Annotated in this window: 20 protein-coding genes; 12 read left to right on the top strand and 8 right to left on the bottom strand. The window is 67.0% G+C overall.

Translation table 11 applies throughout. The features are described 5' to 3' along the window. The first annotated feature begins 25 nt into the window (after window positions 1-25). From R9B84_RS32900 to R9B84_RS32910, 3 genes are all read left to right on the top strand, one after another. The gene (locus R9B84_RS32900; protein WP_047901826.1) at window positions 26-1,048 is read left to right on the top strand and encodes an aldo/keto reductase; all 1,023 of its coding nucleotides are present in this window, start codon (window positions 26-28) and stop codon (window positions 1,046-1,048) included. Window positions 1,049-1,070: 22 nt separating this feature from the next. Then, window positions 1,071-2,522 carry an NAD-dependent succinate-semialdehyde dehydrogenase gene (locus tag R9B84_RS32905; protein ID WP_423761602.1) on the top strand — a complete coding sequence of 484 codons (1,452 nt, stop codon included), beginning with the start codon at window positions 1,071-1,073 and terminating at the stop codon, window positions 2,520-2,522. Between the two features lie 154 nt (window positions 2,523-2,676). Continuing rightward, complete coding sequence (locus R9B84_RS32910; RefSeq protein WP_423763530.1) at window positions 2,677-4,011, top strand: MFS transporter; 1,335 nt, start codon at window positions 2,677-2,679, stop codon at window positions 4,009-4,011. Between the two features lie 164 nt (window positions 4,012-4,175). Here R9B84_RS32910 and R9B84_RS32915 read toward each other — a convergent pair whose 3' ends face one another. Both R9B84_RS32915 and R9B84_RS32920 read right to left on the bottom strand, forming a co-directional pair. After that, entirely contained in the window at window positions 4,176-4,475 is a 300-nt protein-coding gene (locus R9B84_RS32915; protein WP_423761603.1) for a type II toxin-antitoxin system RelE/ParE family toxin, read from the bottom strand. Next, window positions 4,472-4,729 carry a type II toxin-antitoxin system ParD family antitoxin gene (locus tag R9B84_RS32920; RefSeq protein ID WP_047901829.1) on the bottom strand — a complete coding sequence of 86 codons (258 nt, stop codon included), beginning with the start codon at window positions 4,727-4,729 and terminating at the stop codon, window positions 4,472-4,474. The genes R9B84_RS32915 and R9B84_RS32920 overlap by 4 nt, the downstream gene beginning before the upstream one ends. Window positions 4,730-4,966: 237 nt before the next feature. On the opposite strand from R9B84_RS32920, the gene R9B84_RS32925 reads away from it, so the two are divergent. The 3 genes from R9B84_RS32925 to R9B84_RS32935 all read left to right on the top strand — a co-directional run bounded on the left by R9B84_RS32925 (window position 4,967) and on the right by R9B84_RS32935 (window position 6,431). Further along, window positions 4,967-5,239 (top strand): hypothetical protein, encoded by a 273-nt coding sequence (locus tag R9B84_RS32925; protein WP_423761604.1) that lies wholly within the window; start codon window positions 4,967-4,969, stop codon window positions 5,237-5,239. 107 nt (window positions 5,240-5,346) lie between these two features. Continuing rightward, window positions 5,347-6,072 (top strand): hypothetical protein, encoded by a 726-nt coding sequence (locus R9B84_RS32930; RefSeq protein WP_423761605.1) that lies wholly within the window; start codon window positions 5,347-5,349, stop codon window positions 6,070-6,072. Continuing rightward, window positions 6,069-6,431 carry a hypothetical protein gene (locus tag R9B84_RS32935; protein WP_423761606.1) on the top strand — a complete coding sequence of 121 codons (363 nt, stop codon included), beginning with the start codon at window positions 6,069-6,071 and terminating at the stop codon, window positions 6,429-6,431. Before R9B84_RS32930 ends, R9B84_RS32935 begins: the two co-directional genes overlap by 4 nt. A 175-nt stretch (window positions 6,432-6,606) precedes the next feature. Here R9B84_RS32935 and R9B84_RS32940 read toward each other — a convergent pair whose 3' ends face one another. Further along, complete coding sequence (locus R9B84_RS32940) at window positions 6,607-7,482, bottom strand: LysR substrate-binding domain-containing protein (RefSeq protein WP_423761607.1); 876 nt, start codon at window positions 7,480-7,482, stop codon at window positions 6,607-6,609. A 224-nt stretch (window positions 7,483-7,706) separates the two neighbouring features. On the opposite strand from R9B84_RS32940, the gene R9B84_RS32945 reads away from it, so the two are divergent. The 6 genes from R9B84_RS32945 (at window position 7,707) to R9B84_RS32970 (ending at window position 16,823) form a co-directional block, all read left to right on the top strand. Further along, window positions 7,707-8,645: a LysR substrate-binding domain-containing protein gene (locus R9B84_RS32945; protein ID WP_047901832.1), complete on the top strand. Its 939-nt coding sequence runs from the start codon at window positions 7,707-7,709 to the stop codon at window positions 8,643-8,645. A 413-nt stretch (window positions 8,646-9,058) separates the two neighbouring features. Then, entirely contained in the window at window positions 9,059-10,483 is a 1,425-nt protein-coding gene (gene aldA, locus R9B84_RS32950; protein ID WP_423761608.1) for an aldehyde dehydrogenase, read from the top strand. Between the two features lie 114 nt (window positions 10,484-10,597). Next, window positions 10,598-11,929, top strand: a complete 1,332-nt coding sequence (locus tag R9B84_RS32955) for an MFS transporter (protein ID WP_423761609.1) — start codon at window positions 10,598-10,600, stop codon at window positions 11,927-11,929. Continuing rightward, window positions 11,926-13,143 (top strand): mandelate racemase/muconate lactonizing enzyme family protein, encoded by a 1,218-nt coding sequence (locus R9B84_RS32960; protein WP_423761610.1) that lies wholly within the window; start codon window positions 11,926-11,928, stop codon window positions 13,141-13,143. The genes R9B84_RS32955 and R9B84_RS32960 overlap by 4 nt, the downstream gene beginning before the upstream one ends. A gap of 17 nt (window positions 13,144-13,160) precedes the next feature. Next, a complete protein-coding gene (locus tag R9B84_RS32965; protein WP_423761611.1) occupies window positions 13,161-14,828 on the top strand; it encodes a GMC family oxidoreductase in 1,668 nt (555 codons plus the stop codon). Between the two features lie 618 nt (window positions 14,829-15,446). Continuing rightward, on the top strand, window positions 15,447-16,823 hold the full coding sequence (locus R9B84_RS32970) for an acetate kinase (protein ID WP_423761612.1): 1,377 nt from the start codon (window positions 15,447-15,449) through the stop codon (window positions 16,821-16,823). Window positions 16,824-16,942: 119 nt separating this feature from the next. Here R9B84_RS32970 and R9B84_RS32975 read toward each other — a convergent pair whose 3' ends face one another. The 5 genes from R9B84_RS32975 to R9B84_RS32995 form a co-directional block, all read right to left on the bottom strand. Continuing rightward, window positions 16,943-17,653 (bottom strand): hypothetical protein, encoded by a 711-nt coding sequence (locus R9B84_RS32975; protein WP_423761613.1) that lies wholly within the window; start codon window positions 17,651-17,653, stop codon window positions 16,943-16,945. Between the two features lie 8 nt (window positions 17,654-17,661). Continuing rightward, window positions 17,662-18,354, bottom strand: a complete 693-nt coding sequence (locus tag R9B84_RS32980; protein WP_338640834.1) for a C39 family peptidase — start codon at window positions 18,352-18,354, stop codon at window positions 17,662-17,664. A 3-nt stretch (window positions 18,355-18,357) separates the two neighbouring features. Beyond that, window positions 18,358-18,846, bottom strand: a complete 489-nt coding sequence (locus tag R9B84_RS32985) for a hypothetical protein (RefSeq protein ID WP_423761614.1) — start codon at window positions 18,844-18,846, stop codon at window positions 18,358-18,360. 231 nt (window positions 18,847-19,077) lie between these two features. Then, complete coding sequence (locus tag R9B84_RS32990) at window positions 19,078-20,322, bottom strand: hypothetical protein (protein ID WP_423761615.1); 1,245 nt, start codon at window positions 20,320-20,322, stop codon at window positions 19,078-19,080. Window positions 20,323-21,010: 688 nt separating this feature from the next. Next, window positions 21,011-21,832: a quaternary amine ABC transporter ATP-binding protein gene (locus tag R9B84_RS32995; RefSeq protein ID WP_096475285.1), complete on the bottom strand. Its 822-nt coding sequence runs from the start codon at window positions 21,830-21,832 to the stop codon at window positions 21,011-21,013. Window positions 21,833-21,838: the final 6 nt, after the last annotated feature.

Consider the following 21,838-nt stretch of genomic DNA (forward strand, 5'->3'; position numbering starts at 1 on the left):
CGGCAGGGCCGCACCAGGAGGAAGCATGGAATACGTCCGCCTCGGCCAGTCCGGCCTGAAGGTGTCCCGCCTGTGTCTCGGCACGATGAACATGGGCACCCCCGAATGGAAGCCGTGGATCTTCGACGAAGCGCAGAGCGAGCCGATCGTGCGTCGCGCGCTCGACGCCGGCGTCAACTTCATCGATCTCGCGGATTTCTATTCGACGGGCGTCGGCGAGGAAGTGGTCGGCCGCATCCTGAAGCGCAACGCGCGCCGCGAGGAGCTCGTCGTGACGACCAAGGTCGGCTACGACATGGGCAGCTACCCGAATGCGGGCGGCCATTCGCGCAAGCACGTGCTCGACGGCATCGACGGCTCGCTGAAGCGGCTCGGGATGGATTACGTCGACATCTTCATGCTGCACTTCTTCGACGTGAACACGCCCGTCGAGGAAACGATGAGCGCGCTGCACGACATCGTGCGCGCGGGCAAGGCGCGCTACATCGGCGTATCGACGATGTACACGTGGCAGTTCGCGAAGATCATGCAGGCGTGCGAGCGCAACGGCTGGGACAAGCCGATCAACATGCAGTTGCAGCTCAACCTCGCGTATCGCGAGGAAGAGCGCGAGATGGTGCCGTACTGCATCGACCAGGGCGTCGGCGTGTCGGTGTTCAGCCCGCTCGCGCGCGGCCTGCTGACCTGCGAGCCGCAATCGACGCGCAACCAGACCGACTTCTTCACCGCGCAGATGTACGGCGACGCGTCGTCGCTCGCGATCGCCGCATCGGTCGCGAAGGTCGCGAAGCGGCGTGGCGTGCCGCCCGCGCAAATCGCGCAGGCGTGGGTGCTGAGCCGGCCCGGCATCGCGAGCATGCTGGTGGGCGCGGATTCCGTCGCGCAGTTCGACAGCGCGCTCGGCGCGCTCGAAACGCAGCTCACCGACGAAGAACTGCACGAGCTGGAACGCAACTACACGCCGTGCGACCTGATCAACGACTACACGGCCGGCAAGCGCATCGCGCGCGAGTCGCGCCCGGCGCAGGGCAGCTTCGCGGCCGACTGAAGTACTGAGGGAACGACACGAGATGAACGAATTTCTGAGGACCGGCCATTACATCGGCGGCGAATGGCACGAATCGCATGGCGCGAGCGACGCAACCTATCCGGTGCTGAACCCGGCGACCGGCGAGACGATCGCGAAGGTCGCGAAAGGCGGTGCCGACGACACGCAGCGCGCGATCGATGCGGCCGCGCACGCGTTTCCCGCGTGGCGCGCACTGACCGCGAAAGAGCGCGGCGCCCGCGTGAAGCGCTGGGGCGAGCTGATGCTCGAACACCGCGACGCGCTCGCCGAGCTGCTGACGCGCGAACAGGGCAAGCCGCTCGCGGAAGCGCGCGGCGAAGTCGCGTACGCGGCGAGCTTTCTCGAATGGTTCGCGGAAGAAGCGAAGCGCATGTACGGCGACGTGATCCCGAGCCCGAAGCCGAACACGCAGATCGTCGTCACGCGCGAGCCGGTCGGCGTCGTCGCGGCGATCACGCCGTGGAACTTCCCGCTCGCGATGATCACGCGCAAGGCGGGCCCCGCGCTCGCGGCCGGCTGCACGATGGTGCTGAAGCCGTCCGAGGAAACGCCGCTGTCGGCGTTCGCGCTCGCGGTGCTCGCCGAGCGCGCGGGCGTGCCGGCCGGCGTGTTCAACGTCGTGTCGGGCGATGCAGTCGCGATCGGCGAGACGCTGACGAGCTCGTCCGTCGTGCGCAAGCTGTCGTTCACGGGCTCGACGCGGGTCGGCAAGCTGCTCGCGAAGCAGTCGGCCGACACGCTGAAGAAGCTGTCGCTCGAACTCGGCGGCAACGCGCCGTTCATCGTGTTCGACGATGCCGATCTCGATGCGGCGGTCGTTGGCGCGATCGCGTCGAAGTTCCGCAACACCGGGCAGACCTGCGTGTGCGTGAACCGCTTCCTCGTGCAGGACGGCGTGTACGACGCGTTCACGCGCAAGCTCGCGGACGCCGTGCGCACGCTGCGCGTCGGCAATGCGCTCGCGGGCGACGTCGACCAGGGGCCGCTGATCAACGAAGCGGCGCTCGGCAAGGTCGAACGGCACGTCGCCGATGCCGCCGCGAAGGGTGCGAACGTGCTCGCCGGCGGCAAGCGTCACGCGCTCGGCGGCACGTTCTACGAGCCGACCGTGCTGACCGGCATGACGCCCGACATGCTGATCGCCGAAGAGGAAACCTTCGGCCCGGTCGCCGGCTGCTTCCGCTTCACGACCGAGGACGAAGCCGTCGCCGCGGCCAACGACACGCCGTTCGGGCTGTCCGCGTATTTCTACACGCGCGACCTCGGCCGCGCATGGCGCGTGTCGGGTGCGCTGGAAAGCGGGATGGTCGGCGTCAACGACGGGATCATTTCGACCGAAGTCGCGCCGTTCGGCGGCGTCAAGCAATCGGGGCTCGGCCGCGAAGGCTCGAAGTACGGCCTCGACGAATACGTGGAACTCAAGTACACGCTGATGGCCGGCCTCGGCCGCTGACCGCTGACCGCTCTCCGCGGTCGATCCGCGCCGCCCGGCAGCGCGGCGCCCCGCACGGCTCTCGCGACGTCGTTCGACGCCCGCGCGCCGCATGCATACCCAATCCGGAGGCAGCTTGACCCAAGCCAACGTTCAATCCGGCACCGCGCGCGCGTTGCCGCTGTCGCGCGGCGCCGATGCACCGCACCGCCCCGTCGCGCTCGACGACGTGCCGCTCAACCGTTTCCACGTGAAGATCGCCGGCCTGACGTTCGGCGCGCATTTCACCGAGGGTTACACGCTCGGCACGATCGGCTATGCGCTCGCGGCGCTCGGCAAGCAGATGCCGATCGACGCGTTCTGGATGGGGATGATCGGCAGCTCGGCGCTGATCGGCATCTTCTTCGGCAGCCTCGTGTTCGGCTGGTTGTCCGACCGGATGGGCCGGCAAAAGATCTTCCTGACGAGCTTCGTAATCATCACCGCGGCCGCGTTCGCGCAGTTCTTCGTGAGCTCGCCGCTCGAACTGTGCGTGCTGCGCGTGCTGATCGGTTTCGGGATGGGCGGTGACTTCACGGTCGGCCATGCGATCCTCGCCGAATTCTCGCCGCGCAAGCATCGCGGCGCGCTGCTCGGTTCGTTCAGCGTGATCTGGACGATCGGTTATGTCGCCGCGAACGTGCTCGGCCTCGCGTACAGCGACGCCGCGCCCGACGCATGGCGCTGGCTGCTCGCGTCGGCCGCGCTGCCCGCGCTGATCGTGCTGGTGCTGCGAATCGGCACACCCGAATCGCCGCGCTGGCTGCTCGGCAAGGGCCGCGCGCAGGAAGCGCGCGCGATCGTCGCGAAGCATTTCGGGCCGCACGTGATACTCGACGGCTCGGCCGAACCGCATGCGAATGCAGGCTTCTCGCGATTGTTCCAGCACGACCTGATCCGCCGGACGGTCTTCAACTGCGCGTTCTTCGTGTGTCTCGTGATTCCGTATTTCGCGATCTACACGTTCCTGCCGACGATCCTGAAAACGATCGGCCTCGCCGAAGGCTTCGGCGCGGATCTGCTGCTGAACGGCTTCCTCGTGCTCGGCGCGCTGATCGGCATCTGGCTGACGATCCGGCTGTCGCGGCGCGGCTTCCTGATCGGCTCGTTCGCGGTGACGTGCGCGTCGCTCGTCGCGCTGGCGGTGCTGCCGTCGTCGGAGGCCGTCGCGATGATCGTCGCGTTCGCGATCTTCACGCTGACGATGTCGGCGTTCAGCAACCTCGTCGGCGTGTTCCCGCCCGAGTGCTTTCCGACCGAGGTGCGCGCGTGCGGCGTCGGGCTGGCGATCGCGTGCAGCCGGCTCGGTTCGGCGATCGGCACGTTCCTGCTGCCGGTCGGCATCGCGACGCTCGGCTTTCACGCGACGATGTTCGCGCTGGCCGGCGTGCTGCTGGTGGGGATGATCGTGTCGATTGCATGGGCGCCGGAGACGAAGCATCTGACGCTCGAGGAGGCTTCGGGGCGTTGACGATGTAGGCAGCCTGCGTCGGCACGCCCAGGGTTTTCGCATCGTCATACTGATCATGCGCCGCGGCGATGCGATGCGATCCGAATGAACCCGGCCGAGGCCGGGTTCTTGCATTCTTGCCGCAAGTTTTTTGCATTCCCGGCGAGACGGGAATCGCGAAACGCTCAGAACAGAATCGATGCGTAATCCCGCGCGCCGTGCAGGATGTGGAGAATATCGATCCGCGTCGGCGGATCGCCGACGACCCGATAGAAGATCTGATAGTTGCCGTACACGCGGTGCCGCACGCCGTGGGGCTCGAAGCGAGGCACCAGCGGAAACGCCAGCGGCATCCCGGCCAGGCCCAGACACTTGTCGCGAATCTCCCGCACGAAGGTCACGGCTCGTTGCGGATTGTCACGCGCGATGTAATCGGCAATCGCTTCGAGTTCGTCAATCGCGAAGCCCGACAGGCGGACGATCACGCCTGACGATCCGCCTGTGCCCGATACTTCGCCTCGAGGCGATCGAATACTTCCTCCGCATCGGCGCCGCGTCCTGCTTCCGCATCGGCGAGGCTGCGCGCGATGACTGCGTCCAGCGCATTCAGTTGCGCCTCGCGATCCTGAATCAGGCGCACGCCTTCCCGAAGCACTTCGCTCTTGGAGCCGTAACGCCCCGATTCGACCAGCTTCGCGACGTAAGCCTCCAGCTGCTGGCCCAGTTCGGCACTGATCATGTCGACCTCCCGACGGCATTGAATTCGATGCATGCAGGGTAACCCGGTTATCAACAGTTATCAAGGGATGAACTCCAGACGGATCGGCATGAATGCAGGCGCCGCCGATCGGGCCGATGGACGGAACGGGACGCGCGCCGGGCAAGCCGCGTCAGCACCCGGCGGTCGTCGGCAGTCATCCGGTTCTCGCGTGCTTTCAGGTCGCGTTGCCGGGCCCTCCCGGTGCGAACGACGATCATGATTGAAGACATCGTCACGCCACAATCCGGCCTGAAGGTCTATACGTCCGACGCCAACGCCTTCGCCGAGCTCGCTTCCGGGCTCGCGCGTCACCTGCATCCGCTCGTGTCGATCGACCTGTCGGCGGTCGATCCGTCATGGCAAGGCCGGATTCATCTGCTCGCCGCCGGCGTGACCGGCCGGGAGTACCGCGCGATGGGCGCCGACTGGATTATTTTGTTCTACGAACCGGTCAGCAGCGTTGCGCTGCTGACGTTCGACTGGTCGTAAAGCGGGCAGCAGGGGCAGCCTCCGCGCGTTCGACCTGGCCGTTCGGCGGACTCGGCCCGCCGGATTCGCGGCGATATGCTGGGGTTTTCCGCTTTTCGCCCGCCGCCATGCCCGCCCGCTTTGTCGATCTCAGCCATGTCCTGCCGTACGAGACGACGTACTTCGACGATCGGCTCGCGGTCGAACGAAACGATCTGGATATCTCCGCGTTGCTGGGCGTGAACGGCGACATCTCCGACCGACTGCTCGTTTCATTGTGCGGAGCACCTGCTGGATCGGAGATTCAAGCCTACCTCGACAGCGCAAACAGGTTGACTTTCAGCGTGACCCATCCTGCATTGATCCGATCCGAAAACCGCGTATCCGTCGTTGGAAAATCGGACGTATCCGCACTCGAACTCAGGACAATCGATCTCGTCGATCAAGCGATCGCCGGACTCGGCGCGGTGATGTTGTGGCGAATCGTTCGGGCATGCGATACGTTGGGGATCGTCCAGATCCGAACACTTGCGGCGGGCGGGCGCAAGGCCGCACCGAAGCCAGGCGGGCGCCGGCTGTTTGGATATTACGCGTGGCCGCGCTTCGGCTTCGATGCACCCATTCCCGCTCCGCACGGCGACGAAGCGGCACTGTTTCAGTATTTCCAAGAGGACCCGGCCGGTCTGGCCGACGGATCGTTACGGTCGCTGCGCGCGCTCTACTCAACGCGATTCGGGCGAGATTTCTGGCGCGTAGCGGGATCACATCGCTGGATGACTTTCGACGTTACGCCACACAGCAAGTCCGTACGGACGTTGCAGGAATACTTGATCGAAAAGGAGATTTACGAATGACCGCAAAGCACACGCCTATCACCGGATTCCGAATTACGCGGCCCGCGGCGACGCGTGGCCGCCCGACGAGCGAGCATCGTCCTGTTCGCCTCTCGGAAGCCCGCCGACTCCTTGACACATTCGTCACACGCGAACTCCATCACAGCCTGGCGCGCGTCATGCGCAAGTCCGCCGTCGAGCACGACGCACGAGCGGCGGCTGCAGCCGCCGCAGCCGCATCCCCGCCGCAACGAGCCGTCTTCAACGTGGGACGCATCGATCTCTCGAAGTCCCAGTTGCCGATCTTCACGGACGCCGAAGCAGAAGCCATGGCCCGCCGTGAAACGCTCATGCACTTCGGGCTGGATCCCGACTCGTAACCGGCAGCGACGGAAAGAAACCGCATGGCCCGAGTCGCCAACGATCGTGCCGATCGCTGTTCTCGGTAACGATCGTTGACAGATACAGCGACCGGCAGCATGGCAAGACAAACATGGACGGATCCGATTGTTTGCACGTCCTGATCAGCCGCGACTCAGCGCCGCGCCCACGCCCCTACCCCCGCCTCCCCGCCTGTTCCCTCAACCACGCGGCAAATGCAACCACATGCTCGACCGCGACGCTCTCCGGCTCGACATCGAGCCAGTACCCGAACGGCCCGATCGGCTGCACCAGCGACAGCCGCACGAGGCTGCCCTCGCCGATCTCCTCCTCGATCATGTTCAGGTCGACCACCGCGAGCCCCGCGCCCTTGCGCGCCGCGCGGATCGCCTGTTCGAGCGTGGAAAACTCGATGCCGTCACCGATCCGCGCCACCGGCACGCCTGCCTGCTCGCACCAGTCGGCCCACAGCGTCAGGCGCTTGCCTTCGTGCAGCACATGCAGCGACGGCAAGCGGCCAAACAGCGCATCGAGCGCATCGCCGCGATAACGCGGCGCGCCGACGAGCGCATGCCGCTCCATCATCAGCAGTTCCGATTGCATGCCGGGCCGGGCCGCGCGCCCGAAGCGGATGTGGCAATGGCAATCGTCGGCCGGCTCCGTGCGGATCGACAGCTCCACGTCGGGCAACGCCTCCGCGAGCGTGCCGAGCCGCGGCGAAAACCACTGCGTCGCGAACGTCGGCGGCAGCGACACCGTCAGGCGCCGCTTCGCGCCCGGCCGCGCGGCGGCGATTTCACCGACGCCGCGCTCGATCGTGTCGAACGCCTGCCCGATGAACGGCAGCAACCGCTGGCCCGCATCGGTCAGACGCACGCCCTTGTGATCGCGCTCGAACAGCCGCGCACCGAGCGCTTCCTCGAGCAGCCGGATCTGCCGGCTCACCGCGCCTTGCGTCACGCACAGCGACACCGCCGCGCGATTGAAGCTCAGGTGACGCGCGGTCTCCTCGAAAAATCGCAGCGCGATCAACGATGGCAGGCGTCGCATGATGTGTGTTCCTCTCTTTCGTCCGGCTGCCGGCCGGCCCGCCGGCAATCCCGCGGGCAGCTTTATCGCAGAAAAGCGCGCCGGCCGTCAGGCCGTGAAAACCCCGATGTCCGGTGCGCGCGGCTCCGGGCATCCGCCTCGTCGTTCGTCGTCCCCGTCTCGCCGGCCGCCCGCCTACAATAAGCATCCCGCACCACACACGACACTGCCCCGTGAGACGCAAGATGCCGGCGCTGAACGCGCTGAAAGCCTTCGAGATGGCCGGCCGCACCGGCAGCTTCACGCGCGCGGCCGAACTGCTCAACGTGACGCAGAGCGCGGTGAGCCGGCAGGTTCGCCAGCTCGAAGGCCAGCTCGGCGAAACGCTGCTCGAGCGCCGCCATCACCAGCTCGAACTGACGGCGGCCGGCCGCGTGCTGCTGCGCGCGCTGCAGCAGTCGTTCGACAAGATCGAGCTGACCGTGCGCAGCCTGCAGGAAAAAACCCATCTGAACCGCCTGCGCGCGAACGTGCCGCCGACCTTTGCCGCACGCTGGCTGATGCCCCGCCTCGGCCGGCTGCGCGACGCGCATCCCGAATTCGAGCTGAGCCTCACGACGCGCATTCACGACAGCCTCGGCGAATCGCGCGTGCTCGACTGCGCGATCCGGTTCGGCGACGGCGAATGGGACGGCTTCGACAACGCGCTGCTGATGCAGGAGCAGCATATCGCCGTCTGCGCGCCCGCGCTGTATGCGCGGCTGCGACAGGAAGGCGCGCCGATCGACCTGAACCGCTTCACGCTGCTGCACGTGCTCGCGACCGACGACCAGCGCTACCTGACCTGGCAACACTGGCTGAAGGCGGCCGGCATCGCCGACGTCGACACGCGCGGCGGCTACGAATTCGACCTGCTCGACCATGCGATCCGCGCGGCGATCGACGGGCTCGGGATCACGATCGCCGACCGCCACATGGTTGCGCGCGAGCTCGCGACCGGGCAACTGATGCAGGTGCTCAACGTGCACGTCGACGGCCACCAGTCGTACTGGTTCGTCACGCGGCCCGAGCAGACGAACCTGCCGCACATCGTGCAGTTCCGCGACTGGCTGCAGCAGGAAGTGTGGCTCGCGAAGCGCCACCTCGAACCGTCGTCGCCGCTGCCGCAGGTGCCGCTGGCCTAACGCGCGATTCGTCCCCGGCCAGCCTCAGCCTCAGCCTCAGCCCCAGCCCCAGCCTCAGCCCCAGCCCCAGCCCCGGCCCCGGCCTCGGCCTCGGCCCCGGCCCCAGCGCCGACCCCGTCCCCAGCCGCCGACAACACGCGACACCTTGCCGGCTCCCGCGCCCGTCCGCATTCGTCGGACCAATCGGAAAATCCGGCCCGGCCGCCGCCCGCCCCTGTCCCGCCACCACCGCACCGGCCTTGCCGGACGGGCGATTCCGGCCGATTCGTCGAGTAACGTGCGTTTTTCTCATGCTCAACGCGAAAATAAGTCGTTTGTCGTGCACTAAACGCATGAACAGAATGGCCCCTGTCCCGTGCCGCGCGTTTCGCCGCTCGAAGCGATCCGCCCGCATCCATCGGAGGAGCCACTTCATGCGCATCGAACGCAACTACGTCGACGGCCGTTTCGTCGTCCCGGAAAGCGACGCGACCATCGTCGTCCACAATCCCGCCACCGAAGCGCCGTTCGCGCGCGTGCCGGCCGCAACGCCGGCCGACGCGCTTGCCGCCGTCGACGCCGCGGCCGCCGCGCAAAAAGCGTGGCGCAAGCTGCCGAGCGCCGAACGCGCGACCTACCTGCACAAGCTCGCCGACGCGCTGACCGCACGCGCGCCCGACATCGGCGCGGCGCTCGCGCAGGAATCCGGCAAGAGCGTCGAGGACGCATCGAACGAAGCCGTCTACGCCGGCCAGATCACGCGCTACCACGCCGAATGGGCGCGCCGGATCGAGGGCGAGATCATCCCGAGCGACACGCCCGACGAGAACCTGTTCCTGCAGCGCGAGCCGATCGGCGTCGTCGCGTGCCTGATCCCGTTCAACTATCCCGTCTACACGCTGCTGCGCAAGGTCGCGCCCGCGCTGATCGCCGGCAACACCGTGGTCGTGCGGCCGAGCAACCACACGCCGGTGTCGGCGTTCGAGATCGCGAAGGCCGTCGACGAAGCCGGGTTCCCGCCGGGCGTCGTCAACATCCTGACGATGGACCATGCAACGGCCGAGGCACTGTGCACGCATCCGGCGGTCGGGATGATCACGCTGACGGGTAGCGTGAACGCGGGCCGCAAGGTGCTCGATTACTGCAAGGCGAACATCGCGAAGCCGTCGCTCGAACTCGGCGGCAAGACGCCCGCGATCATCGAGCCCGACGCCGACCTCGAACGCGCGGCCGCCGCGCTCGTCGCGTCGAAAACCACGCATTGCGGCCAGCTCTGCACGGCCATCGAGCGCGTGTACGTGCACGACAGCGTGCACGACCGCTTCGTCGCGCTGCTGAAGGAAAAGATGGGCGCGGTACGCAGCGGCAGCCGCGCGGCCGATCCGTCGAACATGGGCCCGCTCGTCAGCGCATCGGCGCGCGCGCACATCCACGGGATGGTCGAACGCGCGGTCGCGGCCGGCGCGACACTCGAAACCGGCGGTGCGATCCCCGACGGCCCCGGCTTCTTCTACCCGGCCACGCTGCTGACGAACTGCCGGCAGGACATGGAGATCGTGCAGGAGGAAACCTTCGGCCCGATCATGCCCGTGCTGCGCTACCGGACGATCGACGAGGCCATCGGCTTCGCGAACGACCACCAGTTCGGGCTGTCGTCGGTGCTGTACACGGAGCACTACCGCACCGCGATGACCGTCGCGAACGCGATCGAGGCGGGCGAGCTGTACGTGAACCGCACGCCGGCCGATCCGTACCAGGGCTTCCACGCCGGCTGGAAGCGCTCGGGCCTCGGCGGCGACGACGGCAAGCACGGGATGCTCGAATTCACGCAGACGCGCCTCGTCGTCATGAAGTACTGACGCATCCGGGCGCGCGCGGCCACGACACCGCCGCGCGCGCCGCCCCCGATCCGATCGAACACAAAACAAATCTGCAGACCTCCGCTTGAAGGAAGTCTGATGGAGGAAGACATCATGCCGACCCAACCGTCGACGCCCGCCGCGTCGCTCGCGTTGCAGGACAACACGCAAGACGCGCACGCATCGCAAGACACGCGCGCGCAGCGCTACCTGCAACTGCTGCTGCTCGTGATCGCCGCGGGCGCCATCTACCCGATGCTGTACCTGCGCCAGGTGTACCAGCCGACGATGCTGCAGTTCTTCCGTATCGACGACGTGCAGCTCGGTTACCTGTACTCGTCGCTCGGCACGATTTTCCTCATCAGCTACCTGCCGAGCGGCTGGCTCGCCGACCGCCTGTCGCCGCGCTGGCTGATCTGCTTCTCGCTGCTCGCGACGGGCGCGCTCGGGCTCGTTTATGCGACCGGGCCGTCGTTCAACACGCTCGTGCTGATCTTCGGCGGCTGGGGGCTCACCACCGGCCTCACGTTCTGGGCGGCCGTGATCAAGCGCGTGAACATGATCGCGGGCCCCGACGAACAGGGCCGCTTCTTCGGGCTGCTCGACGGCGGCCGCGGGCTCGTCGAGGCGCTGCTCGCGACGATCGCGATCACGCTGTTCGCGTACGTGACGCAGGCGCACGGCGGCACCGATGCAGCCGGCTTCAAGCTCGTCGTGCACCTGTATGCGTTCTTCTGTATCGCGCTCGGCGTGCTGCTTGCGCTGGTGAAGGATCCGTCCCACGCGAACGATCGCGCGGCGGCCACCAAACGCCGCGAAGGCAACGTGCTGACCGACCTGAAGACGCTCGCGGCGATTCCCGAGCTGTGGCTCGTCGCGGCGATCGTGTTCTGCGGCTACCAGGTGTTCTGGGCGACCTACAGCTTCTCGGCGTACCTGCACGAAGGCAACTTCGGGCTCAGCGCGACGGCGGCCGGCTTCATCACGACGCTCAAGCTGTGGATGCGCCCCGTCGGCGGCATCGGCGGCGGCTTCCTCGGCGACCGCGTATCGAAGGTGTCCGTGCTGTTCTGGGCGCTCGTGCTCGCGGCGCTGTCGCTCGTCGGGCTGATCGCCGCACCGCCGCACAGCCCGCAGGCGATGCTCGTCGTGCTCGTGCTGTTCATCGGCATCCTCACCTATTCGATTCGCGGCCTGTACTGGTCGCTGCTCGACGACTGCAAGGTGCCGACGCATTGCGCGGGCCTCGCGATCGGCCTGATCTCGGTGCTCGGCTATTCGCCCGACGTATTCGTGCCGCTGATCAACGGCTATGTGACGCAGACCTACCCGGGCGCGCACGGCTACCAGCTCTATTTCGGCTATATCGCGGCCATTGCGCTCTGCGGCGCTGGCGCCGCCGCGTTCCTCAAAGTCCGCCTCAACCGCATCAAGGAGTCCGCATGAAGATCGTTTCGCTCGAAACCCACATCGTCGCCGTGCCGCCGCCGCATGTCGGCGGGATGTACTGGATCTTCGTGAAGCTGAAGACCGACGACGGGATCGAAGGTGTCGGCGAGATCTATTCGGCGACGTTCCACCCGAAGGCGATGGGCCCGATCATCGACGACGTGTTCGACCGCTACCTGCTGAACCACGACCCGCATCACGTCGAGCGGCTGTTCCGCCAGACCTATTCGAGCGGCTTCACGCAGCGGCCCGACCTCACGATGATGGGTGTCGTCAGCGGCCTCGAGATGGCGTGCTGGGACATCATCGGCAAGGCTGCCGGCAAGCCCGTATACGAACTGCTCGGCGGGAAGATCCACGATCGGCTGCGCTCATACACGTACCTGTATCCGAAGAACGCGAAAGGCGAATACGACTACGACGATCCCGACCTCGCGGCAGAATGCGCGGCCGAGAACGTGAAGCTCGGCTTCACGGCCGTCAAGTTCGACCCGGCCGGCCCGTACACGGCCTACTCGGGCCACCAGTTGTCGCTCGACGTGCTCGACCGTTGCGAGCTGTTCTGCCGTCGCGTGCGCGAGGCCGTCGGCAGCAAGGCCGACCTGCTGTTCGGCACGCACGGGCAGATGGTGCCGTCGTCGGCGATCCGGCTGGCGAAGCGGCTTGAGAAATACGACCCGCTGTGGTTCGAGGAACCCGTGCCGCCAGGCCAGGAAGAAGCGATCGCCGAAGTCGCGAAGCACACGTCGATTCCGATCGCGACGGGCGAGCGCCTGACGACCAAGTACGAGTTTCACAAGCTGCTGCAGGCGGGCGGCGCATCGATCCTGCAGTTGAATGTCGCACGCGTGGGCGGCCTGCTCGAAGCGAAGAAGATCGCGACGCTCGCCGAAGTGCACTACGCGCAGATCGCGCCGCACCTGTACAACGGGCCGGTCGGCGCGGCCGCGAGCATCCAGCTCGCGACCTGCACGCCGAACTTCCTGATCCAGGAAAGCATCATGACGTGGGGCGGTTTCCATGCCGAAGTCGTGAAGACGCCGATCCGCTGGGAAGACGGCTACATCATCCCGTCGAACGAGCCGGGCCTCGGCATCGAGCTCGACATGGACGTCGTGCGCCGTCACACGCCGTACACGGGCGCGCGGCTGCACCTGCAGATGGGCGAGAAGCCCGTCGACGTGAAGGATCTCGCCCCCGCGAAAGGCTGACCAGGAAAAACGCGACCATGACTTACGACTACATCATCGTCGGCGCGGGCTCGGCCGGCTGCATCCTCGCGAACCGCCTGAGCGAATCGGGCCGGCACTCGGTGCTGCTGCTCGAAGCGGGTGAACGCGACGCGTCGTTCTGGTTCAAGGTGCCGGTCGGCTTCACGAAGACCTACTACAACCGCCGCTACAACTGGATGTACTACAGCGAGCCCGAGGCGCAGCTCGCCGAGCGCAAGCTGTACTGCCCGCGCGGCAAGGTGGTCGGCGGATCGGGCTCGATCAACGCGATGGTCTACGTGCGCGGCCAGCGCAGCGACTACGACGACTGGGCGAACGCCGGCAATCCGGGCTGGGCATACGACGACGTGCTGCCGTACTTCCGCAAGCTCGAAACCCACGCGGCCGGCGCGACCGACCCGCAGCATCACGGTTCGACGGGGCCGATCCACATCACGTCGATGAAGGCCAACGTGCATCCGATCGTCCACGCGTTCCTGAAGGGTTGCGCGCAACTGAACCTGCCGCGCACCGACGACTTCAACGGCGCGCAGTTCGAAGGCGCGGGCATCTACGACCTGAACACGAAAAACGGCGAACGCTGTTCGAGCAGCTTCGCGTACCTGCGGCCCGCGCTGGGCCGCGCGAACCTCACACTGCGCTCGGGCGTGCTGGTGCGGCGCGTGACGTTCGACGGCACGCGCGCGACCGGCGTGGTCGTGGCCGGCGCAAACGGCGACGAAACGCTCGTCGCCGCGCGCGAGGTGATTCTCGCGGCCGGCGCGGTCGATACGCCGAAGCTGCTGCAACTGTCGGGCGTCGGCGATCCGGCGCTGCTCGCACGCCAGCGCGTACCGCTCGTGCATGCGCTGCCGGCCGTGGGCCGCAACCTGCAGGACCACCTGTGCGTGAGCTTCTACTTCAAGGCAAACCGGCCGACGCTGAACGACGAAATGGGCACGCTGCTCGGCAAGATGAAGATCGGGTTGCGCTACCTGCTGACGAAACGCGGCCCGCTTGCGATGAGCGTGAACCAGGCCGGCGGCTTCTTCCGCGGCACGGACGATGCGCGCGAGCCGAACCTGCAGCTCTACTTCAACCCGCTGTCGTACCGGATTCCGAAGAGCGACCGCGCGAGCATCAAGCCCGAGCCGTATTCGGGATTCCTGATCGCGTTCAACCCGTGCCGGCCGACGAGCCGCGGCACGATCGAGATCGCGTCGAACCGCGCGGAAGATGCCGCGAAGATCCGCATCAACGCGCTGACCACGCAGAAGGATCTCGATGAAGCCGTGCAGGGCAGCAAGGTGATCCGTGCGCTGATGCGCGCGCCGGCGCTGAAGTCGATGACCGTCGAGGAAATCTCGCCGGGGCCGCAGGTCGACTCCGACGAAGCGATGCTGCAGTACTTCCGCGAGCAGTCGGGTTCGATCTACCACCTGTGCGGCTCGTGCGCGATGGGGCCCGATGCGGCGACGTCGGTCGTCGATGCGTCGTTGCGCGTGCACGGGTTGCAGGCGCTGCGGATCGTCGACGCGTCGGTGTTCCCGAACATCACATCGGGCAATATCAACGCACCGACGATGATGGTCGCAGAGAAAGGCGCGGACCTGATTCTGGCGGACGCGCAACGCGCGGAAACCGCCGGCGCGCGGATGCGCACCCGCGAAACCGTCCCGCACTGACGCGACGGCCCGACGCTCGCGCGAACCCTGGCGCGAACCGTTTCCAGCGGAATCGACGCGCCACGCGGAGGGAACGGAACGCGCGATTTCCGCGCGATCGCGTCTCCGGCGACGGCGGCCGGCCCCATGCATCGTCTGGTCAGAACAATGCCCGCCGGCACACGGGAAAACACCGCCATGGACACGCCGCGCGGCCCGTACGCACAGGCTCGAAACATGCATTCGGTTTTGACGGAAGTCCTCGCGAAACAGGTGTCGCCGTGTCGTCCGTGTCCGCCATACGCGAGCAAGGGTTTGTCTGGTTGGCTTTCGACGCCGGCCTGCACTAGCCTCGTGAGGTCTGTCGCCGCATCGTTCGGCCGGCAGGACGTGACGTTGTGGTGACGTTGTGCACATTGACAATCGGGTGTCGGCGCGCGGCCTCGCTGCCGAAGTTTCATTGCGTTCGATCACGCACATCGATGCGCCGGAGCAACATCCTTTGGCTCACATGCGATGTGACGCGCGTTCAGCGCTCGCGTGACGTGACGCGAAGCGAAGCGATCCGGGGCCACGCGCGCGCCGGCTTGCCGTCGGTGTGCGCCGGGGGAACCGCAGGCCCGATCGTGGAGACGCACCGTGAAACGCATGCCATTTCGCTGCATCCATGCCATCAGCTATGCAAGCGTGCTGCTCTTTCAGGCCCAAACGCAGGCGCAGTCGCTGGACGCCCAGTCGACGCAGGAGAACATTTCCGCACTGCGCCAGGAAGTCGATCACCATCTGCAGGAACTGAGCGCGCTCAAGCGCAAACTGGCCGACGAAGAAGCCAATCTCTCGCGCCTGAGCCGGGCGCTGGACAACCGGGAACTCGCGGCCCGGCGCGGTGCAGGCCCCGGTGACGCCGGCGGCCCCGGCGACGCAGCGCCGCAGGCCGATACCGGCACCCCGGGCGGCGCACCCGACACGGCAGGCAACGCCCCCGGCAACGTGCAATCCGCGGCCGGGGCCGCCGCGCCGCCGAGCCGGCCGGTCGGCCAGGCGCCGGTGGCGGACACCGCACCGCCGCCCGTCGCGCCGATCTTCGATCAGCCCGGCGTGCTGACGCCGAAGAACAAGTTCGTCGTCGAGCCGTCGTTCCAGTTCAACTATTCGTCGTCGAACCGCGTCGCACTCGTCGGCTACACGATCATCCCGGCGCTGCTGATCGGCCTGGTCGACGTACGGGAAGTCAAGACGACCACGCTGACGGGCGCGGTCGCGGTGCGCTACGGGATCACCAACCGGATGGAAGTCGAAGTCCGCGTCCCCTATGTGTACTCGACGAACGACACGATCAGCCGCGAGATCTTCACCGGTACCGCCCAGGACAACGCGTTCAACAGCCACGGCAAGGGCCTCGGCGACGTCGAGATGACGCTGCGCTACCAGTTCAATACCGGCGGCCCCGACAAGTTCTATTACATCGGCTGGCTGCGCTTCAAGACCGCCACCGGCAAGAGCCCGTTCGACGTGGTCACCGACTGCGTCACGCGCTGCGTCGGCAATGCCACCGGCACCGGCCTGCCGCTCGAGCAGCCGACGGGCTCCGGCTTCTACGCGATCCAGCCGGGCCTCACGTGGCTCTTTCCGTCGGACCCGGTGGTGTTCTTCGGCAACTTGAGCTATCTGCACAGCTTCAGCCGCGACAATCTCAGCCTCACGATTCGCGACGGGCAGAAGGACTTCATCGGCAAACTGCAGCCCGGCGACATCTGGGGCTTCAATGTCGGCATGGGCCTCGCGCTGAACGAGAAAGCGTCGGTGAGCCTCGGCTACGACCAGAGCATCGTGCTGCCCACGAAACAGAACGGCCAGACGGTACCGAGCTCGGTGCGCGTGATCCTCGGCTCGCTGCTCCTCGGTTACTCGTACCGGCTGTCGCCGAAGACCACGCTGAATCTTTCGATCGGCGCCGGCCTCACGCGCGACACGCCGGACGTGGTCATGACGCTGCGCGTGCCGATTGCATTCTGATCGCCGGACGGCGCCGAAGGCGGGCCGCGCGACGCACGCCGGCCCCGGCGTGCCGTTGCCCGCTCATCTGCACGTTCACCTGCCATTCATCGGTCGCTCACCGATCCTTCATCGCCCCTTCATCGTCCCGGCAACGCGCCGATCAGCGCATTGTTCAGCGTCGACATCACGTTCAGGTTCTTGAACGTCGACAGTGTGTTGACGGTCGTGTTGATCGTCGTCACCGCCTGGATTTGCTGGTTGCTCAACGTGTTCTGGATCACCGCGCCGGTCAGCGCCGGCAGCGCGGCGGGCTGCGCGGCGTTGCCGGCGCCAACCTGGATCAGCGCGCCTGCGTTCGCGGCCGCCAGCGCCTGCGCCTGTTGCGCAGTGATATGACTGATGTCCGGGATGTTGAAGTTGGTCGTCGTGACCAGATTGCCATTCACGAACGCGACACGCGACACACCGAACGAAACCTTCAGGCCGCCCGGCATATCGAAGCCGCCGCGCATCGCATCGAGGCGCGCGTCGCTGAGCGCGATCGCGCCGGTTGCCGGCCAGTTCCGTTCTTGCGCGCTGCCCGGTTCCGAGGCCGGCGGCCCGGCCGCGCCCTCCGCCATCGCGAGCGGCGCGGCACGCAGGATCGGCGCGCCCCCGGCCCGCGATTCCGCAGGCGCCGTGTCGGCGCCCGCATTCGTGCCGGATGCCGGCACGACGCCGCTCGTCTGCGCGACAGGCTCGACGGTCGCGGCCGGCGCGTCGCCCTGTATCGCCGCCGCACTCACGGACGCCACCCCGCCGCACACCATCGCGGCGATGCCGGCGATCTTCCTGGTCTCGGGTCTCATGACGGTCCTCAAAAGTCGCTCGGGCCGTGCTTCGGCATCACGACGTTGTACAGGCCGTCGCGGGCGATGCCGGTGTAGAGCGGCGCGCTGGGCGCGACGCGCCAGTCACGCGGATCGTTGAACACCGCCAGCTCGGGCCGGTTGTGGATCACGAAAATCACATGGTCTTCCCACTTCTGCTCGAAACTCGCCAGCGACATCGGCCGCGTACCGGTGGCCGGATCGCCGACGAGCACACGCCCGTCACGCAACCCCTTCACGACCACGAAATGGTGATAGCCGTGCTCGGTGATCAACACGATCGCCGGCGTGTGCGTCTTCGCGAGCGTCTGCAACGGCAGCTCGAAGCCGTCCGCGACGAAGCCGTGCGCGTCGAGAAAACGCCGGATGTCGAGCAGCGAGAAGCCCTGCCGGCGGATCTTCTCCTGATTGCCGTTCTCCCACATCTGGGCGAAGGCGGTCTGCTCGGTCATCGGATAGTCGTACTGATAAGTCAGCAGCGTCGCGACGGCAGCCGACCCGCAGCTGAAATCGAACTGCTGCTTGATGGTGCGCTTGAAGCGCGCCTCCTTGAGACTCGTGACGTGCATCGCATAACCGGCGCCCGCCGGATCGACGACCGTCATCTCATCCGCCTGTGCAACCGGGCCGGATAACGCGCACGCGAGCGCCGCGATGCACGCTGCGGCGACCTGTCTCATCGCTCAGTTCCCGAAGCGCACGTTGAGCACCGTCGCGTTCTGAATCAGCACGTTGGCGCCGGTATTCTGGATGACCGTCGGCAGGCCGCTCGCATTGGCGAACGAGCCGTCGGTGATCGAGTTCGAGCCGGTCGACACCCGGTTCGCCACGTTGTCGGTCACCGCGCCGGTCAGATAGTTCTGGCCGATCAGCGCATCGCCGCCCCGATGCTCGTCGAGCTGGTCGGGCGACATCGCGACGCCGAAGCTGCCCGCTTGCGCGGTCGCGGCGCCGGTCGCAGAAGGTATAGCTGTCGCAGGGGGGGCGACGGCCGCGGCCGGATCGGCCTGATCCGCGCGTGCGGCGGGTGGGGAAGGGGCGGCTGCCGGCGCAACGCCGACGGCTGCCTCCGCCGCAACGGTTTGCGACCCGTCTGCCGTGGCATGGGCCGTCAGGCCCGGCAGCAGCGCCGCAGGCAATATCACCAGCGAAAGTGCCGTTCGGATTCGCATGACTGTCTCCTTGGTCCCTGCGCGAGTCGGCTCGAACCCGACGCACCGGGAGCGGAATCCGCGTGACCGTCGATCGACGGAAATCGGCCCGGCCTGTGCCAACGAGAGCGAGACGGCCATCCGGCCATCCCGCCCTCGCCGGCAGTCCTGTCCAGCGGCGATGGAATGCAAGCCGCGGGCTCGCCTGCGCCCGCGTCGATGCATCCGGCTCGCCAGGACCAACCGGCCGTTCTAACGTCCTACAGACAGGTTCGCCTGCACGGTCACAGCCTGCTGAACGAGCGACGCCATGCCGCTGTTCTGGTTGGCGACCATGATGCCCGCCGCGGTCTGGCCGACGCTCGCCATCGCGTTGGACATGTTGAACGTCCCCGCGTTGACCGCATTGGCTCCGCCTGCGCCACCCGTGCCGCCGACCGCGCCGTTACCGGTGCCGCCGTTGCCGGTGCCGCCTGCGCCGCCCGCGCCGCCCATCGCGCCCACCGCGCCGCTACCCGCGGTTGCGCTGCCGTTGCTGGCCGTCGTCGTCGCGCCACCGTTCGCCGCGCTGCCGCCCGTGCCCGCACCGCCGGCACCGCCGTTGCCCGCAGCGGCCGTCGCCGCGCCGCCATTGCCGCCCGCCGCCGCACCCGAGCCGCCGGTGCCCGAGCCCGATCCGCCCGAAGCGGTCGACGTACCCGCCGACCCTGCGCCGCCTGTGCCGCTACCCGAGCCACTGCCGGTACCCGTCCCGGTGCCGGTGCCGCTGCCGGCCGATGCCGACGCGCTTCCGCTGCCATGATTCCTGGCCCACGCGGAACCGGGATCGGCTGTGCCGGCGCCGCCGCCCCAGCCCGTGCCACTGCCCGTGCCGGAGCCGCCTACGCCGACCGAAGCCGAGATGGCGCCGCCGCCCTTGCCGGAGCCATAGCCGCCGCTCGCAGTGGCATTGCCGCCACCCCCGCCGCTGGCGACAGGTGAACCGCCGGCTCCGCCGCCGCCGCCGTTGCCGGTGCCGGCCGTCGCGCTGCCATTGCTGGCGTTGCCTGCCGTGGCGCTGCCGTTATGCGCGCTGCCGCCGCTCCCGCCGGCACCGCCCGCGCCGCCTCCGCCGCCGTTACCTCCCGTGCCGCCGCGGCCATACCCATTGCCGCCCCGGCCGCCGCTTCCGCCTGCCGCGCTACCCGAGTTGGTCGCGTTGTTGCCGATGCCCCAGACCTGGACATTGCTCACGTACCCGTCGAGTTTGCTGATCGCGACGATCTTGGTGCTGTTGTACGAATCCTGATAGACACTCGCGCCGGGCGAAACTTCATTTGCATTGGACCCGGTGCTGCTGGTCTGGCTTGAGCTGACTGCGTTGCTGAGGGTGTTCGATCCGTCATCGGCTTTCTGGCTGCATGTCGAACTGGTATCGCTGCTGCATGGATTCGCCATCGCGTAGCCACTGCATCCTAAGGCGAGGAGTGCAGCTGACGCCAATAAAGTTTTGCGCATGAAATCCTCCTGAAGTAACGAGGAACGGCTTGGCCGACTGCACCAATCCGGACGACAACACGCATCGGCGATGCCAGTCCTGCCAGCGGCCTGACTACAAAGAAACCGTTGGATGCTTCATGCGACATGGCCCGCCCCGCCCGATTCCGGCATGCGATTTATGTTTCAAGTCTGAAACGTGTCGATCGGCACGGCGCCGGGACATCTGTGATGTGTGGGTGGATTTCCCCTTTGTATTCAGTCGCTTGCCCGATCGGCCCAAGGCGGACCCGGCAAGCGCGGAATGTTTCACTTTTGAGGCTGAAGTAGGGGTGCATTCGGGTATGCCCGAGGCGCCGGATATTCGATCTCGATCGCAAACGCACGCCCGGCAAGGACGCGCGCGGATTCATTCCGCCAAGGCGTTAAAAACCCGCATGGAGCGCCATTCAGAAATGTTTCGACTGTGATAGGACGCTTTTTCTTTGGATCCTGTTGGCGGCGAGCGTTGGCGTGCGCGGGTCGGATTATCGGCCGGAACGAGGATGCCGGCCGGCAGGCGCGAAGGAATGGCGACGCACATTCCGCTGCGATGCACCGCACGGAACCCACGCGCCGCCGGCGGTTCAACCGTGTGCGGGCGCCCGCCGGCTGCCGCTCAACATGCAGGCGTGGCGCCCCGTGCTTCGTTGGCCGTTCTCGCGCCGGCTCAGTTCATGCTCGTCCGCTTCTCCACGAACCGCCGCACATAATCGTCCGCCGGCCTCGACAGGATGTCGTCCGGCGTCCCGACCTGCACGAGCGTACCGTCACGCAGGATCGCGATCCGGTCGCCGATGCGCAATGCCTCGTCGAGGTCGTGCGTGATGAACACGATCGTCTTCGAAAGCGTCGCCTGCAGTTCGAGCAGTTGATCCTGCATCTCGGTGCGGATCAGCGGATCGAGCGCGGAGAACGCCTCGTCCATCAGCAGCACGTCGGTGTCGGCCGCCAGCGCACGCGCCAGCCCGACGCGCTGCCGCATCCCGCCCGACAACTCGTCCGGATAGTGATCGCCGTACCCGTCGAGCCCGACTTTCGTCAGCCAGTTGCGCGCCGCGTCGGCCGCGTCGTGCCGCTTCTCGCCGCGCGTGCGCAGCGCATACGCGGCGTTGTCGAGCACGGTCTGGTGCGGCAGCAGCCCGAAGTTCTGGAACACCATGCTGACCTTGTAGCGGCGCAGCTCGCGCAGCCCGTGCGCGTCGAGCTTGATCACGTCGCTGCCGTCGATCACGATCTCGCCGGCCGTCGGCTCGATCAGCCGGTTGAAGTGCCGCACGAGCGTCGATTTCCCGGAACCCGACAGCCCCATGATCACGAAGATCTCGCCCGACTCGATGCCGAGGCTCACGTCGTTGAGCCCGACGTTGCAGCCCGTTTCGGCCAGCACGTCGGCCTTGCGCTTGCCGGCGCGCAGCAGGTCGAGTACGCGCGCATGCGCGGCCTGCGGCCCGAACAGCTTGTACACGTGTTTGACGTCGATGGTCGCCATGTCTGC

This window comes from Burkholderia sp. NLJ2, from assembly GCF_049487195.1.
Lineage (GTDB): Bacteria > Pseudomonadota > Gammaproteobacteria > Burkholderiales > Burkholderiaceae > Burkholderia > Burkholderia pyrrocinia.